General features: G+C 40.5%; 21 protein-coding genes. 8 read left to right on the top strand and 13 right to left on the bottom strand.

All coding sequences use genetic code 11. The features are described from left to right. The first annotated feature begins 6 nt into the window (after positions 1-6). The 3 genes from ACQ2HE_RS00655 (at position 7) to ACQ2HE_RS00645 (ending at position 2798) form a co-directional block, all read left to right on the top strand. Positions 7-945 (top strand): fasciclin domain-containing protein, encoded by a 939-nt coding sequence (locus ACQ2HE_RS00655; protein WP_430895545.1) that lies wholly within the window; start codon positions 7-9, stop codon positions 943-945. 64 nt (positions 946-1009) lie between these two features. Continuing rightward, positions 1010-2062 carry a sensor histidine kinase gene (locus ACQ2HE_RS00650; RefSeq protein ID WP_430895547.1) on the top strand — a complete coding sequence of 351 codons (1053 nt, stop codon included), beginning with the start codon at positions 1010-1012 and terminating at the stop codon, positions 2060-2062. Continuing rightward, entirely contained in the window at positions 2034-2798 is a 765-nt protein-coding gene (locus ACQ2HE_RS00645; protein WP_430895549.1) for a LytR/AlgR family response regulator transcription factor, read from the top strand. Before ACQ2HE_RS00650 ends, ACQ2HE_RS00645 begins: the two co-directional genes overlap by 29 nt. Here the strand turns inward: ACQ2HE_RS00645 and mnmC2 are convergent. Next, positions 2793-3458 (bottom strand): tRNA (5-methylaminomethyl-2-thiouridine)(34)-methyltransferase MnmC2, encoded by a 666-nt coding sequence (gene mnmC2 / locus ACQ2HE_RS00640; RefSeq protein WP_430895551.1) that lies wholly within the window; start codon positions 3456-3458, stop codon positions 2793-2795. The two genes, ACQ2HE_RS00645 and mnmC2, sit on opposite strands and share 6 nt — an antisense overlap. A gap of 49 nt (positions 3459-3507) precedes the next feature. Between mnmC2 and ACQ2HE_RS00635 the strand changes: the two genes are divergently transcribed. After that, entirely contained in the window at positions 3508-4110 is a 603-nt protein-coding gene (locus ACQ2HE_RS00635) for a DNA-3-methyladenine glycosylase family protein (RefSeq protein WP_430895553.1), read from the top strand. Here ACQ2HE_RS00635 and ACQ2HE_RS00630 read toward each other — a convergent pair. The 3 genes from ACQ2HE_RS00630 to obgE form a co-directional block, all read right to left on the bottom strand. After that, a complete protein-coding gene (locus ACQ2HE_RS00630; protein ID WP_430895555.1) occupies positions 4107-5375 on the bottom strand; it encodes a CHAT domain-containing protein in 1269 nt (422 codons plus the stop codon). The two genes, ACQ2HE_RS00635 and ACQ2HE_RS00630, sit on opposite strands and share 4 nt — an antisense overlap. A 66-nt stretch (positions 5376-5441) precedes the next feature. Continuing rightward, on the bottom strand, positions 5442-5888 hold the full coding sequence (locus ACQ2HE_RS00625; protein ID WP_430895557.1) for an RDD family protein: 447 nt from the start codon (positions 5886-5888) through the stop codon (positions 5442-5444). Between the two features lie 51 nt (positions 5889-5939). Further along, positions 5940-6941 carry a GTPase ObgE gene (gene obgE, locus ACQ2HE_RS00620; RefSeq protein WP_430895559.1) on the bottom strand — a complete coding sequence of 334 codons (1002 nt, stop codon included), beginning with the start codon at positions 6939-6941 and terminating at the stop codon, positions 5940-5942. Between the two features lie 145 nt (positions 6942-7086). Here obgE and ACQ2HE_RS00615 point away from each other — a divergent pair, with 145 nt between their 5' ends. From ACQ2HE_RS00615 to ACQ2HE_RS00605, 3 genes are all read left to right on the top strand, one after another. Next, on the top strand, positions 7087-7437 hold the full coding sequence (locus ACQ2HE_RS00615) for a hypothetical protein (RefSeq protein ID WP_430895561.1): 351 nt from the start codon (positions 7087-7089) through the stop codon (positions 7435-7437). A 7-nt stretch (positions 7438-7444) separates the two neighbouring features. Beyond that, on the top strand, positions 7445-7837 hold the full coding sequence (locus ACQ2HE_RS00610; RefSeq protein ID WP_430895563.1) for a hypothetical protein: 393 nt from the start codon (positions 7445-7447) through the stop codon (positions 7835-7837). Positions 7838-8091: 254 nt separating this feature from the next. Next, positions 8092-8457 (top strand): hypothetical protein, encoded by a 366-nt coding sequence (locus tag ACQ2HE_RS00605; protein ID WP_430895565.1) that lies wholly within the window; start codon positions 8092-8094, stop codon positions 8455-8457. Between the two features lie 375 nt (positions 8458-8832). On the opposite strand, the gene ACQ2HE_RS00600 is transcribed toward ACQ2HE_RS00605, so the two are convergent. The 9 genes from ACQ2HE_RS00600 to ACQ2HE_RS00560 form a co-directional block, all read right to left on the bottom strand. Beyond that, a complete protein-coding gene (locus ACQ2HE_RS00600; protein WP_430895567.1) occupies positions 8833-9417 on the bottom strand; it encodes an acyltransferase in 585 nt (194 codons plus the stop codon). 9 nt (positions 9418-9426) lie between these two features. Next, entirely contained in the window at positions 9427-9861 is a 435-nt protein-coding gene (paaI, locus tag ACQ2HE_RS00595; protein ID WP_430895569.1) for a hydroxyphenylacetyl-CoA thioesterase PaaI, read from the bottom strand. Positions 9862-9886: 25 nt separating this feature from the next. Further along, positions 9887-10660, bottom strand: a complete 774-nt coding sequence (locus ACQ2HE_RS00590; RefSeq protein WP_430895570.1) for an enoyl-CoA hydratase-related protein — start codon at positions 10658-10660, stop codon at positions 9887-9889. A gap of 30 nt (positions 10661-10690) precedes the next feature. After that, positions 10691-11149, bottom strand: a complete 459-nt coding sequence (gene paaD, locus ACQ2HE_RS00585; RefSeq protein ID WP_430895572.1) for a 1,2-phenylacetyl-CoA epoxidase subunit PaaD — start codon at positions 11147-11149, stop codon at positions 10691-10693. Then, positions 11143-11880: a 1,2-phenylacetyl-CoA epoxidase subunit PaaC gene (paaC, locus tag ACQ2HE_RS00580; protein WP_430895574.1), complete on the bottom strand. Its 738-nt coding sequence runs from the start codon at positions 11878-11880 to the stop codon at positions 11143-11145. The genes paaD and paaC overlap by 7 nt, the downstream gene beginning before the upstream one ends. Positions 11881-11889: 9 nt before the next feature. Beyond that, positions 11890-12258, bottom strand: a complete 369-nt coding sequence (gene paaB / locus ACQ2HE_RS00575; protein ID WP_430895576.1) for a 1,2-phenylacetyl-CoA epoxidase subunit PaaB — start codon at positions 12256-12258, stop codon at positions 11890-11892. Between the two features lie 9 nt (positions 12259-12267). After that, on the bottom strand, positions 12268-13215 hold the full coding sequence (gene paaA, locus ACQ2HE_RS00570; protein WP_430895578.1) for a 1,2-phenylacetyl-CoA epoxidase subunit PaaA: 948 nt from the start codon (positions 13213-13215) through the stop codon (positions 12268-12270). A gap of 90 nt (positions 13216-13305) precedes the next feature. Further along, positions 13306-14382: a 1,2-phenylacetyl-CoA epoxidase subunit PaaE gene (gene paaE / locus ACQ2HE_RS00565; protein ID WP_430895580.1), complete on the bottom strand. Its 1077-nt coding sequence runs from the start codon at positions 14380-14382 to the stop codon at positions 13306-13308. A gap of 30 nt (positions 14383-14412) precedes the next feature. Beyond that, positions 14413-15003 (bottom strand): TetR/AcrR family transcriptional regulator, encoded by a 591-nt coding sequence (locus ACQ2HE_RS00560; RefSeq protein WP_430895581.1) that lies wholly within the window; start codon positions 15001-15003, stop codon positions 14413-14415. Between the two features lie 233 nt (positions 15004-15236). On the opposite strand from ACQ2HE_RS00560, the gene ACQ2HE_RS00555 reads away from it, so the two are divergent. Continuing rightward, complete coding sequence (locus ACQ2HE_RS00555) at positions 15237-16160, top strand: PfkB family carbohydrate kinase (protein WP_430895583.1); 924 nt, start codon at positions 15237-15239, stop codon at positions 16158-16160. Positions 16161-16360: the final 200 nt, after the last annotated feature.

Genomic DNA, 16360 nt, shown 5'->3' with positions numbered 1-16360 from the left:
AATCTTATGAAATTGAAAAGAGTAGGTTCTTGGGCATTATTCCTTGCGTTGTTTTCCACTACAATGGTAGCTTGTGAAAAAGACGAAGACAACACCAACAACCCCGGTACCATCACCGATGTAGTAGTAAACGGAGCAAGTTTTACCTTGTTAGAAAAAGCAGTAGTAAGAGCAGAATTGGCCACTACATTGGCTACAACGCAAAACTTGACAGTTTTTGCGCCAACTGACGAGGCCTTTATCAATGCGGGTTTAACAGAAGCAGTGATAAACTCTAAATCAAAAGAAGAGTTACAAGAAGTGTTGAAGTACCACGTGTTGACTTCTAAGATACCTGCAAGTTCTGTTCCGGCTGGTCCAAACGCAGCTGTGGCAACATTTGGTGGCAAGAATATCTATGTTACGAAATCCGGAGCCAATGTATTTGTGAATGGTGTGCAAGTAGTAACAGCCGATGTAGCTGCCAGCAATGGTGTGATTCACGTAGTAAACCGCGTAATTGTACCCCCTGCAGGAAACATTGTTCAAACTGCGCAAGCGGTTCCAACTCTTAGCTACTTGGTTGCCGCTGTACTGCGAGCCGATGCTAGCGGAACCAGTATTTCAGGAGCTTTGAGTGGAGCAGGTCCATTGACTGTTTTTGCTCCTACAAATGACGCTTTCATTGCAGCCGGTTACCCAACCATTGCATCGATCAATGCGGAGGATCCAAACAAATTAAAGAATATTTTGTTGTACCACGTTATTGGAGCGCGCGTGTACTCTTCTGACCTTACAGAAGGAGCACAGCCGGTTACATTGCAAGGTGGTAAAGTAACCATTACCCTCTCAGGAGGAGCGAAGGTAAAAGGTGCTACCAATACTTCTGCAACGGTAATTGCATCCACAGATATCACAACAACAAATGGTGTTGTACATGTGATCAACGGAGTTTTATTGCCATAGGTCTGTGAAAAATCAATCGCGTCAGCTTTGTTTCGAAACAAAGCTGACGCCTATTTAAAAGGCGATGTTCAACCATAAGTACAGATACCTGTTTATTTTCATCTTGGCACTCTATACCTATATCAACACGGTATTGTGCGAAGTGTACTTCTATTTTAACATCGATATCAAATGGTATTATGCTTTTCTTACGATCTTATTAATTACACTTGGAGCTTGGGAATCTTCCCGTTTGGTGAAGCCTTTGGTGCAAAGAAAAATGCAGGCTGTTTACCAGAATAAAGTAAAATACTTGATCGTATTCTTTCTTACTAGCTTGAGTTTGTCGGTGCTTTGGACCGTTGCCGTTATTGCCATGATGGGACTCGGTTTGCACGAACTCGATATTGAAAGCAGTATGATTCCTTTGAAGTTAAATCTAATTTATGCTTCACTGGTAACTTTACTTTTTCATCTCATGTATGCTGTATTTTACTTTTTCAAAGCATACCAGCGCCATTGGATGGAAGCGCAAGAACTGAAGCAAGTAAGCACCCAGGCGCAACTTCAATTGATCAAGTCGCAAATCAATCCTCACTTTTTATTCAATAATTTGAATGTGCTTTCGGGACTTATTATTAAAGAAAACCCGGTTGCAAATGAGTTTATAGAGGATTTTTCTAAAGTGTATCGCCACATTCTCAGTAGTCAAACGCAAGAATTGGTTTCACTCGATTCGGAACTTGAATATGTACAATCCTATGTACGATTGCTGGAAAAGAGGTTCCCCAATAGTCTTTTGATAAAATTTAACATCGCTTCAGGTCAACGTAAACAATTGATAATTCCGGTTGCACTGCAAATGTTGATTGAAAATGCGATAAAGCACAATATCGTTTCATCCTCAAGACCATTATATATTACTATTACCGCTAATGAAACAGGTTTAATCGTTTCAAATAACCTTCAGAAAAAAGAGGCAGTTGAGTATTCTTCTATGATCGGTTTGCAAAACATTCAAAAGCGGTACGAACTTATTTCAGGGAAACTTGTTCAAGTAGAAAGCACCGAAACCTTATTTTCTGTAACACTACCACTACTTTATCCAAATGAACAAGCTTCGAGTTTTAATAGCTGAAGATGAAAAAGTTGCTGCCGATCGTCTCATTCATCAACTTCATGCCATTGATCCCTCCATTGAAATTATTGCTGTTTGTGAGTCGGTTGAAGAATTGATTTCACTCGTTAAAGATGGGTTCATACCCGATTTAATGTTTCTCGACATTCAATTAAGTGATGGTTCTAGCTTTCAGTTTTTTGAAGCTACCCAATACAAAGGTCCGGTGGTGTTTATTACAGCTTACGATCAGTATGCATTAGAGGCCTTCAATTTTCATAGCATTCATTATATATTAAAGCCTGTTACAAAAGAGGCATTGAATAATTCACTTCAGAAATTCAAGCAGTATTCGGGTAAAGCTGTTTTCAATTATAAAGAATTGGTAACAGAATTGAAAACAGAAAGCAAGTTCAAATCCAGAATATTGGGTAGAATTGGACAGAAATTATACTTCTTGAATGTTGCCGATGTTTCTTTCTTTGAAGCAGAGAATAAAATCGTTTCTGTTGTTGACATGCAAGGGAATCGATACCTTTTAGATACAACTTTGGAAAAATTGGAGCAAAGCTTGAATCCATCCCTCTTTTTCAGGGCTAATAGGAGCATCCTCATTAATTTGGAGGCAATTGAATACTTGAAGCCCTATTTCAATAATCGACTTCGTTTGTATTTAAAAGGAGCAGGAGCCGACAGGGAGTTATTAGTGAGCCGTGATAAAGTTTCTGTATTCAAGCAATGGGCAGAGGCATTATGATTTTTTCGCTCTTATTATTTCCCTCTTCCACTTGGGGCCGGGTAGTTTTTCAATTTCAAAGCCCGCTTCTTTCATCGCTTTTTGAACACTCGATTTGCTACAATAAGTGACCAAAATTCCTCCGCTTTTTAATGTATCAAACATTTTTGAGAAAATGGTGGATGTCCACATTTCCGGCTGAGCGGCAGGGGCAAAAGCATCAAAAAAAATACAATCAACTTGCGGTGTTGGTTTATCAATGTGTATGTCTGCAAGTCTTTTAGTAAACGTAAATTTTTCTGTTAGTGCAACGGATTGATTCCACTCACATTCACACATGGTATGGTAAAGTGGAACAAGTATTGGATTATTCAAAAGGCCGGAATAATCCAGTGCTTCGTAAATAGACGAGTCTAAAGGGAATTTTTCAAATCCTTCATACACAATTTCGATTCCGCTTCGTATTGAAAATTCAAACGCTAATAACGCATTCAAACCGCTTCCAAATCCCATTTCGAACACTTGTATTTTTGAACGGTCTTTTAGATACTCTAAACCGGCTTCTCTAAATACATGAACCGATTCTTGAAAGGCACCGTGGCGTGAATGATAGGTGACGTCTAGCTCTGGTATCTCAACCGTTTTTGATCCATCTTTTGTAGTGAATAATCGCCGGTTCATTTCACAAATTTATTTATAATTTTAAAGACCGTAGTTTAAAAAAAAATCAATGGCACATCCTTATATCGAACATTTATCGAAAGACAAGAAGTTACAGAAGATCATTGCTGTTCAAGGCGAGCTTTCTATTAGGAAGCGTAGCGATTTGTGTACTTATTTATGTGCTTCTATCATGAGCCAGCAATTGTCAGTTAAGGCAGCCGATACAATTTATAATCGATTCTTGGACTTGTTTGAAAAGAGAAAGCCAACTGCGGAATTGATATTGCAAACCACACATGAACAATTGCGAGCTGTTGGTTTGTCAAATGCGAAGGCTCAGTATGTGAGAAATGTAGCCGGTTTTCATATTGAAAAGGGGATGGATGCTAAGAAACTTGATAAGATGACAAATGAAGAAGTGATCGGATACCTTACTGACATTAAGGGTGTTGGGAGATGGACGGTTGAAATGCTGCTGATGTTTGCTTTAGGAAGAGAAGATGTGTTTGCGGTAGACGATCTTGGTATACAACAAGCCATGACGCAGTTGTATAAATTGGATGCTACAGATAAAAAAGTTCTAAAAGAAGCAATGATTCGAAAATCAAAGCAATGGGCCCCTTATAGAACCTATGCCTGTATGTATTTGTGGAGATGGAAAGACAGTTAATAAGTAAACCCAAAACTGGCAAATGGTGCCCAGTAAATCGGATTTGGATTTTTAGCCTTTGATGATAATATTGCCTTTTGAAGCGCGCCTGCAGGAAAGTACAAACTCGGTTGTTGCAGTTGTTTGATAAATTCAATCATAAGCTCTTTGGTTTTTTCATCGTCTACGCTCCATAAACTTAATATCACATCCTTTACTCCGGCTTTGAAGAATGCCCTCCCAATTCCAATAAATCCGCCTGAATACACTTTCCCGTATCCGGTTTGGCAAGCACTGAGTATTGCTAATGAAGCTTTCAGTCTTAGATTTTGGATACTTCTTGCTCTCCACAAACCATCGGGATATGAGTTACTTGGCGCAAACGCGAGGAAACTTCCATCTAATAACTTATCGAAGTCAAAATAGCCATGTGTTGCAAAATAGAGAAGATCGGCTTTTTTACTTAATTCAATTATAGTATCTACGGTTGCCAGTTTTCCTACAATGGCAGTGGTTCCTAGAAGCGAACTAATTTCTCTGGCTTCCTGTTCTGCTGCGGGTAGTGGAACTAATCGTAGGTCAAGATTCTGAGAAAATTGAGGATTTCCCACTACCAAAGGATTTTTTTGAGACAAGGATCTCGGCGTCCCCAAGTTCATTTCATCATCAATAAATTGACTTACTTGGCATAAATGCGGTACAAAACTGTACGACAGCCTGTCTACTAAGTATACCCCTTGTTCAAATGGTTGAAGTATATGAAAAGGAATTTGCCCAATATTGAACTCCGGAATTATTAGTAGATGTTCAACTTTTTCTAAGCCTATCCTAAACTCTTTTGGTAGCAGAATATTGGTTGCTTTTTGAATCGTTTTAGTTAAACTTGGTTTTGCTTCTTTTGAAGGCGTGCCAAGCACCGCGCCTCTGCTAATAATGGCCTTGTCAAGGCTGCGTCTGTCTACTTCTAAACTTCGTCTAATGTCAAACTCAAGTTGCACAAGGCTGTCTGTGGGGAATGCAATGTCTTTTTCTATAAAGCTATGTTTGTTAATAAACCAAGTACGCAAACTGTCGTTCTCAACACTGTAGAAAAGAAGGCCAATTTTTCCGGATTGTTCTCCATAGGCTTCTAAAAGTTTATAGACTTCCGTAAAGTAGTTTGTATTTACATCATAACTACACGCGAAACTGGCCCCTCTCTTCTGATAGAGATCTTCGAGTTTGGTGATGCTTTTACCATAGTAGCCATTGAATCGCTTCATCTTTTCTCTAAATTCCGTATTCACCTGACAGTGAGTTACAGTATGAATTAAAAAACAGAGGAGCAGAATGGAATACTTCAAAGCGATGGGTTAGTTTTTTGGTTTTACTACTTTAGTGCCGGTCCATTTGTCGTGCCACATTTCATTTTCATCGAAAAAAATGCTAACGAACTCGAGTGGAATCAATCTTACCAAACTCCGTTTAAAACAATCGATTAGCGTAAGTTCCGAGCCTTCTATAGTAACAGCTTTAGTTCTCGTGATCATTTTTCCGAAGGTTCTCCCGCCAAAGCTTGCTTCTAGTAGCGTATAATAAGAGATATAGACAAATAAGGTAATGCCGTAAAAGGTTGCATTGTCCGGTTCACCTGAATTAGTTAGTGTTACCGATTCGGAAATCAGTATAAATACCCAAACAATCACGAGAATGATGTTTACTAAAAACAAGTCGATGATAAAATTTAGAAATCGACTTACCATTGGTGCAATGGGGTCCTCGAATTGTTTCTCAAATTCTTTTAGAAGGTCTTGCTGCATATCAGAGAATATCGTTAACAATATAGGAAACAATAATCGCTTCTGCTAGTACTAGGCCTCTAAGTCTTTATTGAGTGCAATCCACAGGGCATCTTTTAGTTGTTGGATGCCTTTCTGAGTCATTGAAGAAAAGAAGATTACGGGAAGCTCTGAAGGTAATTCCTTACGGATGGCGTCCATTAATTCTTGGTCCAGCATATCGCTTTTACTTACTCCAATTACGAATTGCTTATGGAGTAATTCTTCGTTGTATTCCTTAAGCTCGTTGTGTAAGATGTCGAATTCCTTTTTATGATCATTGCTATCGGCCGGAATTACGAATAGCAATACGGGGTTACGTTCAATATGACGTAAGAATCGATGACCAAGTCCTTTTCCTTCTGCCGCGCCTTCGATGATTCCGGGTAAATCGGCCATACAGAAACTTTTGTTTTCTCTATGAGCTACCATACCCAATTGGGGCACCAAGGTAGTAAAAGCGTAATCTGCAATTTTGGGTTTTGCAGCCGATACAACCGAAAGCAATGTACTTTTTCCGGCATTGGGGAATCCTACTAAACCCACATCCGCCAAAACTTTCAACTCTAAAACTTTCCAGCATTCCTGGCCGGGTTCGCCCGGTTGGGCATGTTCAGGTGCCTGGTTGGTGGCTGTTGCAAAATGAGCATTTCCCAATCCGCCTCTTCCCCCTTTGATCCAAATTACCTCCTGACCATCTTCCAATATCTCTGCTTCCTGGATGCCTGTTTCCTCGTCTATAGCCACAGTACCCAAGGGTACTTCAATAATGATGTCTTTGCCGTTTCTACCGGTACAATTGTTTCCACTGCCTCCTTCGCCGTTCTCTGCCAGTACGTTTTTCATGTAACGCAGGTGGAGTAAGGTCCACACGTGTTTGCTGCCTCGTAAAATGATATGACCACCTCTTCCGCCATCGCCACCATCAGGGCCTGCTTGAGGGTTGAATTTGGTGCGCGCGAAATGCTTACAGCCGGCACCACCATGACCACTTCTGCAAAAAATCCTGATATAATCGATAAAATTCTTGTCCATGAGCCTGCAAAGATAGCTCTTTCGAAGCCCTTTCCGAAATACCACTATCCGAAGCCCTTAACTACACTGTAATAAATATAATTTCAGAAAAATTTGAAAGTTCAGAATATGCGACATATCTTTGACTTGTCAAAAGCAAAGAACCATGAATACACTTGCTTATATCGTATACCTCTGGTTCACCTTTACGATCACAGTACTGGTAGGTCGGAGGTTTTACAAAAATGGCCGCCTTTTCATCTTGAATTTGGCGAAAGAAGAAGCGCTCACCGATTCTATAAATAAGCTGCTGCTAGTGGGGTACTATCTTTTGAATTTGGGATATGCAACACTCATATTAAAAGGCTGGGAGCCGATTGAAACAAAAGCTCAGTTAACGGAGGTCATCATTTCTAAAACAGGTCGTATTATTCTCATCCTCGCAGTCATTCATTATTTCAACATGATTGCGATCTATTTCGGAGTAAAGAAACAATTATCTATTCATCATAAATAACAAGGTTATGAACACGAACTTAAACTTCACAGCGTATTTAATTTATCTTCCTTTGGTCATCGTTCTTACTTGGTATGTTGCCTACACGCTCTTCAAACACAGTCAGGTTTTTATGAACGATATATTTAGTGGAAAAGAAGCCATTGCGAAAGCTACCAATCGATTAATGGAAACCGGTTTCTATTTGCTGAATTTGGGCTATGCTTTTATGATAATGGAAGTTTATACCACCATTCAAACCAAACAGTCATTACTAGAAATTCTATCTAATAAAATCGGCGGTTTTTGTATTTATCTAGGAATCATGTTGTTTTTCAATTTGTACCTGTTCTTCAGAGGCAGAAGAAAAGCGAGAGAAAGAGCAAGACTATTGCAAGTGAATGCTGCTGAATTGAAGTAAACGGTGTTAGTATTGTTGTGTATTTTGTTCGGCTGTTTTGGTTTCCAAAATAGCCGAACTTTTTTATTCTGGAGCGAAACTTAAAACTTAATTACTTAACTACTTAGCGCTTGGTGCTATTGGCTAATCAAGAAAAACCGATGGCATCAAAAAAGCAAGATTGCTTTCTCCTACATTTGCTCTTTTGCATACTTCTTATGTATTTAAAATGATTTCATTTTTAAACTACCATTCGTTCATCTCAGCCGACAACGATGTCCGAAGCCATTTCGAGCATGCTTCGAAAGGCCGAAGGCCTGAAGAAGGACGCGAGAAATCTGGGTGTTTATTATACCTCCCCGTCATCCCGAACGAGCGAGGCTGCGAAGCAGCCGCAGCGAGAGAGGGACCTCAAAACGCGTTGTTATGGAAGAAGTGCTTTTGAAACTGTTTTGTTCACTAAACTCGTTGGTGAGTTTTTGAGTGATTTAGTTGTTTGGTTTTTGAGTTTAGGCATTACAAAAGATCCCGGTTTAAATTTGTTCTTTTGCGCATTATTGCGTGAACATGAGCGCCATTCACCAATAGTGCAGCAACTTAAGAACTTTAAAAACTCAACAACTCAATTACTTAGCAATTAAAAGCATGTAGCGCCATTGCTTCGAAATTGGATTGTTTCTGCAAAACCCGTTCTGAGGTTCCTCTCTGCGCTTTTTTGCTTCGCAAAAAATGCTCGTTCGGAATGACGCCGTAATTTTTTATTAAACATTCGATTTTTTTCGTGGCCCCCACATCGGCCCTTCGATAATCCCTTCGGGTACCCTTCGACTGCTCCTTCGGAGCGCTCAGGGCAAGCTCAGGGACCTCGTGTGACCTACTCAAGATATCGGTTGGAGGATTCGCTTGGATAGAAGACTACACTTTTATACAGCGTCATCGCTTATTAACTAGTATGTCATGAACTGTTTGAGACCCTTTATTTCAATAGCACAACACTTAATTACATAATAACTCAACTACTTTCTCCTCGGCCTGTATTTTCCTTCTTTCACCAAATGCAATTCGGTAGGTGCTAAGAGTGGTTCACATGCTTCCCAACCACTGCTTAAGTTTTTTGGAAGTTGTTGGTACAAGGCAGTACCCTCTTTTTTCCAATCCATCATTTCGTCGCTCACTTCTTTTATGATTTTTGCAGGATTTCCCGCCACCAAACTTCGTTTGGGAATTTTCATGCCTTGCTTTACAAAGCTCAGCGCCCCTACTATGCATTCTTCTTCCAGTTCTACTTCATCCATTATAACTGCATTCATGCCTATTAAACAATGTGACCCAATAATGGCTCCGTGAATAATGGCACCATGTCCAATATGCGCTCCATGCTTTAACACAACTTGTACACCCGGAAACATATGAATGGTACAATTCTCCTGAACATTGCAACCGTCTTCAATGATAATTTGACCCCAATCGCCTCGAATGGCTGCACCGGGTCCAATATAACAGTCCTTCCCAATGATTACATTTCCGGTCACCGCAGCTTGGGGATGCACAAAACTGTTGGGATGAACTACAGGTTTAATTCCTTCGAACGAATAAAACATGGATTTGTATTATAGTGAACCGGAATCAATCAGTTTTTTCGATGTTCTAAAGCAAGTTCCTTTGAACAAGGCCACTTGAACATCTTCTTGATTGGTGATCGTAATTACATAGACTCCGGTGCTTCTTCCATTGTGAATTTCCTTTGCTTCTGCTTTCAATACATCCCCTACATGAATTGTTTTTGTAAAGGTGATAGAGCAATCCAATGCCACAGATAAGTTGTTACGATTGTTACATGCAAAAGCAAAGGCACTGTCGGCTAGTGAAAAAGGAATCCCACCGTGTATAATGCCAAAACCGTTCGCCATTTCAGCCCGAACAGCCATTTTTACCAAACTATATCCTTCTTTTATTTCGAGAATTTCGATGCCTAACCATTGGCTAAATACATCTTGACTGGCCATGTGTTTTACCACATCTATCGCTAATACATCGTTGCTCATGTTGTGTTTTTTATGGTGTTTAGGGTTACTTGCCTTTGAATTCTGGTTTTCTGCCTTCTAAGAATGCAGCTACACCTTCTTTAAAATCTTCACTGTTGGCCGCTTCTTGTTGCAATCGGTCTTCTAATTCTAATTGTGATTCCAAATCATTTCTCACCGAACCTGCCAAGGCTTGTTTAATCAAGCCCAACGCTTTGGTTGGCATTTCACGCAATTGTTGCGCTAGTTTTTCAACCTCAGATTCAAAACTATCCGCAGCCACTGTTTTATAGATCATACCCCATGCTTCGGCATCTTTCGCGCTAATTTTTTCACCGGTAAACATGATGGCTTTTGCTTTCTGCATTCCAATCAATCTCGGTAAAACATATGTGCCGCCACTGTCCGGTATCAATCCAATTTTTGAGAAGGCTTGTACAAAAGATGCCGACTCACTTGCAACAACTATGTCACAGTTCAATGCAATATTTGCTCCCGCTCCTGCAGCTACTCCATTTACGGCAGCAATTACAGGCTTTTTCAAATAGTTGATCGCCTGTACAATTGGATTGTAATAGTCGCTCAACTGTGTTTCCATCATTGCAATACCGAGTTCTTTTACTTCTGCCAGATCTTGCCCTGAACAAAAGCCTCTTCCTCTTCCACTAATAATTACCACACGCACATCTTCATTTGCACAACGTTCCAAGGCCTCTAATAAACGAGTGGCCATTTCACGAGTGAAAGCATTTAAGGTTTCGGGCCTGTTTAAAAAAATACGGGCAATACCTTGATCAATAGATAATTCTATACTATTCATAATGCTGCTTACTTAAATGTACGCCATTTTTTAATGGCACTTGAAATAATCGAAAGGCTCATGGCAGTCTAAGCACTTGTAAAGTGCCTTGCACGCGGTAGATCCAAACAAACTTATTTGTTCGGTGTGATACGATTTGCATTGCGGACATTGTATCGGAGCTTCACTTTTTACCGGAGGAGCAATGCCGTATTCTTGAAGTTTCTTTCTTCCTTCTGCAGTGATCCAATCTGTTGTCCAAGCGGGTACTAATACCTGTTTGATGGTCACTTTCGGAAATCCAAGTTCTATCAATTTCAGTCGAATGGAACTGGCTATAACATCCATTGCTGGACATGCGGTATAAGTAGGGGTGATGGTGATTTCCAATTGATCACCGAACTGTTCTATTTTCCTTACAATGCCCATGTCCATAATACTGAGAACCGGAATCTCAGGATCGGTAATAGAACGAAGTTCTTTTTCAATATCTACGCCTTGAACTACCATTGCGAATTGGGATAAGTGCGTTGCATGTATTGCATCTCTGCTAAAAGACGACCCATATGTTCCGTATGAATCCCCGATTTGCCTCCCTGATGCATAAACGTTTTCTCGGGCATTAGTAGCGTAGCTTCTTGTAAAGTAGCTTCAACGGCTTCATGCCATTTTGTATAAATGTCCGTAAGAAGGGTTCCTATGATGCTTGTTTCGTAGTCAGTGGCTTTGAAGAGTTCGCCGGTGTAGCCCCACCAATCAGTAAGTGCATATTGAATGCGTTCATGACTTTCCGTAGTTCCATCTCCCAAACGAATAACCCAGTCTCTACTCCAAGTAACATGATAGTCTACTTCTTTTTTCGTTTTTTGAGCAATTGCAGCAATTTGTGGATCATTATGCCTGCTTAATTGCTCAAATAATAATTGTTGGTATTGACTAAAGAAGTATTGCCTTAATGTAGTATAGGCCCAATCGTTAACAGGAAGTTCAACCAATAGTACATTGTTGAATTCACGCTCAGTTCTTAAGAAGGCCAGTTTGTCTTCATCGGTATCTCCGATCAATTCCGCAGCATATTGATAAAACAAACGAGCCTGGCCAATAAGGTCTAGCGAAATATTGGTAATGGCAATGTCTTGTTCTAAAACCGGGCCGTGACCACACCATTCGGCGTTTCGTTGTCCCAGAATCAAAGCATTGTCGGCGGTAGCTAAGCAGTATCGTATTAAATCTTGACTCATGTTCTTCTCCTACATATGGTTCAATTCATCCGGCAAATCATAAAATGTTGGATGACGGTATATCTTATCTTTTGCAGGTTCATAAAAACTACCGGCATCATCGGGATTGCTAGCATGAATGTGTTTTGATTCTACTACCCAGATACTAACCCCTTCCATTCTTCTTGTATACACATCTCTAGCGTTCTCTATTGCCATTTGTGCATCAGCCGCGTGCAAACTTCCTACATGCTTGTGATCTAGACCCTGTTTGCTGCGAATGAATACTTCCCACAAAGGCCAATCGTTTTTGGAAGCAGCATGATTTGATGTTTGATTTCCGGATCCTGCATCAGGAATGTCTCCGTAAAACTGTTTGATAATAAAAGAAGACTTCATAACAATTTTTTATGCTGCTTTAGTTTTTTCAAGATTCGCTTTTTTGTCGGCATGTGCTTTGGCTGCTTCTCTTACCCATGCGCCTTCATCCCAAGCTTTTTTTCTAGCTTCTAGGCGTTGTTTGTTGCAAGGACCGTTTCCTTTTACTACATTCCAAAACTCCTCCCAATTGATTTCTCCAAAATCATAATGTCCTTTTTCTTCGTTCCACTTTAAATTGGGATCGGGTAAAGTCATGTCAAGAAACTTGATTTGTTGTGCAATCATGTCAACGAAATTCTGACGCAACTCGTCGTTCGATTTTCGTTTGATCTTCCACTTCATGCTTTGATCGCTATTCGTACTTTCTGTGTCTTTTGGTCCAAACATCATCAGCGAAGGCCACCACCATCTATTGATCGCATCTTGGCACATGGCTTTCTGTTCCGCAGTTCCCTTGCTGAGCGTAAGTAAGATCTCAAAACCCTGACGTTGATGAAAACTTTCTTCCTTACAAATTCTTACCATCGCTCTGGCATAAGGACCATAAGAAGTACGGGTAAGCATTACCTGATTCATGATGGCTGCTCCGTCTACCAACCAACCGATAGCGCCCATATCGGCCCAAGTGAGTGTTGGATAGTTGAAGATCGAAGAATACTTTGCTTTTCCACTATGAAGATCATTGATGGTCTCCTCTCTCGAAATGCCCAGCGTTTCACAAGCCGAGTACAGGTACAAACCATGACCGGCCTCATCCTGTACTTTCGCCAATAAAATCGCTTTTCTTTTTAAAGACGGGGCACGGCTGATCCAGTTCCCCTCCGGCAACATCCCAACAATTTCACTATGTGCGTGCTGACTTATTTGTCGAATATTCGTTTTTCGATAGGCTTCAGGCATCCAATCTTTCGGTTCGATCTTGATTTCCTGATCAATTTTGTCTTGAAAAGCCTTTTCTAACTGTTCCAGATTCATAATTGCAAGCTTTGAATAAAGATACAAGTAAAACACAGAAATGCTAACGATTGTTAACTTTTAAGGCGATAAATTATTGTGAAAGACCAACTATTTGTCATCGAAATCAATGGAAACTTCCGGACTGGTTGGGATGCTTTGACAAGTTAGGATGTAGCCGGCTTTGATTTCGTCTTCTTCCAGTCCCCAGCTAACCTCCATTGAAACGGTTCCGGATTTCAATTTTGCTTTACAGGTACAGCACATTCCTCCTTTACAAGCATAGGGAAGATCGGCGCCTTTTGAAAGTGCGGCATCCAAAAGACTTGTAGATTGGTTGGCCGTAACTTCGAATTGCAATGTGCGTCCATCTACCGTTACTGTTAACTTGGTTTTAGATACCGTTGAAGCGATCGTTTCCGCGTTTGCTTTCGTTTTTACCGGACTGCTGCTATTGAACAGTTCAAAATGGATCTTTTTCTCTGATACATTTTTGCTAATCAGAAAATCGCGGACGCAGAAGATCATTTGTTCGGGACCGCAGATAAAAAACTCATCTGCCTTTTCCAGATCAACCAGCTTTTCCAACTGATTTAATTTATTAGTATCAATTCTACCAAATTGAAGGGTGTTGTCAGTTTGCTCTCTGCTAAGCAAATGAATCAATTGAAACCTGTCGAGGTATTTGTTTTTGATGGACTCTAGTTCTTCAAAGAAAATGATGTCCATCCTAGTTTTATTACCGTAAAGCAAACTCACGGTGCTCGATGGTTCTGTATGCAGAATCGACTTTAGTATAGATACGATAGGGGTGATGCCGCTGCCCGCTGCTACCAGCACATAGTGTTTGGATTGCAGTGGATCGAGTTTGGTAAAGAACCGCCCGGATGGCGTCATTACTTCCAGCTCATCACCTACTTTTAATGAGGTATTGGCATAGGTACTGAAAGCGCCACCTTCAACTTTCTTGATGGCTACGCGCCATTTGTTTTCAAATGGTGCGGAGCAAAGCGAATAGTTTCTTCTAAGCTCTTCTCCATTCAAAACCTTTTTTAAAGTAAGATTTTGCCCTTGAGTAAAGGCAAAAGAATCCTGCAGGGCTTTCGGAATATCGAAGCCCACCACTACGGTGTCGGAAGTTTCTCGTATGAGTTCAGCTACGCGGAGCGTATGAAAATGTAGCGACATAAATAAAAGCAAGCAAGCAAATGAAAAATCCTATTTCTTCAACCCTTCAACTAAAATCATCACCATGTTATCTTCCAGCATTTCAGCACTGATGCGTTTTACACTTCTGTGCCAGCTTTCAATACCACTTACCGCATGAAGCATGATAAGAACGGCTGTAGGAGCATCAATATTCTTGATTTCTCCCTTGCGCATTCCCTCTTCAATAATGGTGGCTATGCGTTGACGGTAGGAGCGACGTTGGCTCTGCATGTTAGACAGGTAAGGATCGGTTAAATGTTTCCATTCTCTGTCCATCACATACACTTCCTCGTAATGCTCAATGATCTGTTTGATGTGAAAACGAAGGATTGCCTCTAATTTGGCAATGCTTCCTTTGTCACTAGCTTCCACTTCAGACATGTGGTTCATGAACTGATTGGCGGTCTTAAAACAGATCTCTTGAAGAATTTCGGCTTTCGATTTGATGTGATTGTAAAGGCTGGCTGCCTCTACTCCTACATGTTCTGCCAAATCGCGCATCGAAGTGGCACTGTATCCTTTTTCCCGAAACAAGCGGGCTGCTTTCGCAATGATCACGTCTTTTCGTGTATTGCTTTTGCTACTTTTTATCTTAGCCATACGTTCAGTTTAACTTTGTAAAGATAAAAGATTACTAACAGTCATTTGTTGAAATTTATCTATTTGTTATGGAAAAATGAACTGTTTTGACTAACAATTCAACTAAAAAAGGGGTAAAAACCTGAACTGTATTCAATCAGGCTACTTTTTCGTAGTTTTGCGCGCTCGCTCAAGCATCGCCTTGGCCGATGCACCCCATCAAATTTTATAACTAAAACCCACTCAAGAGGCATATGTCTTTGATTGTTGTTGGAACAATGGCCTTCGATGCTATTGAAACTCCTTTTGGAAAAACTGATAAAATCATCGGTGGATCCGGTACCTACGTGGCCTATGCAGCCAGTAATTTTGTAAAGCCCGTAAAGCAAGTGTCCATTGTAGGATACGATTTTCCAAAAGAAGAAATGGACAACCTCACTTCTCGTGGCGTTGATTTGGAAGCGGTAGAAATCAAACAAGACAAAAAATCATTCTTCTGGAGCGGGAAATACCACCTCGATATGAATACCCGCGATTCCTTGGTGACAGATTTGAATGTGTTGCTCGATTTCAATCCTCAAATTCCGGATTCATATCAGGGTGCTGAATACTTGATGTTGGGAAACCTCGATCCAAAATTGCAAAAGCAAGTAATTGAGCAATTGAAAGTGCGTCCGAAATTGATCGTGATGGATACGATGAACTTTTGGATGGAAATTGCCATGCCTCAGTTAGAAGAAGTGTTGAAAATGGTGGATGTATTGATGGTGAACGATAGTGAAGCACGCCAATTAAGTGGTGAATTCTCTATCGTGAAAGCTGCGAAGAAGATCATGGCCATGGGCCCGAAATATTTGATTATTAAGAAGGGTGAGCATGGAGCTTTGTTGTTCCATGAAAATCAGGTGTTCTTTGCGCCTGCGCTTCCTTTGGAAGAGGTGTTCGATCCAACCGGTGCCGGTGATACTTTTGCAGGAGGTTTCATGGGGCATATCGCTAAAACAAATGATATTTCATTTGAAAACATGAAACGCGCTATCATTGTAGGTTCTGCAATGGCTTCTTTCTGTGTAGAAAAATTCGGACCAGAACGTTTGCGCGAGATCACCAAAGCCGATATCGATGCCCGTATTCAACAATTCGTTGATTTGGTAAATTTCGATATCGTGATTAATTAGTTGATTTGATAGTTTGTTGATTAGATAATTAGAGTCCCGCGAAGCGGGACTCTTCTGTTTTATACTTTCCATGTGTATTCAAATCGAATGCTAATTTTTCTTATTCAAAAAAACCTCACTGGAGGGCATTGTACTATTGAAATCAAAGGCTCTAAAAAACCGCGTCATTCGTTTAAAGTGCGTCTATTTCGAGCGGCAGC

The organism is Endoryza foliicola, assembly GCF_050589245.1.
In the GTDB taxonomy this organism is placed as follows: Bacteria; Bacteroidota; Bacteroidia; order Chitinophagales; family Chitinophagaceae; genus Endoryza; species Endoryza foliicola.
Note: the sequence above shows the minus strand (reverse complement) of the source record. Positions and strands in the feature narration are given on the sequence as shown.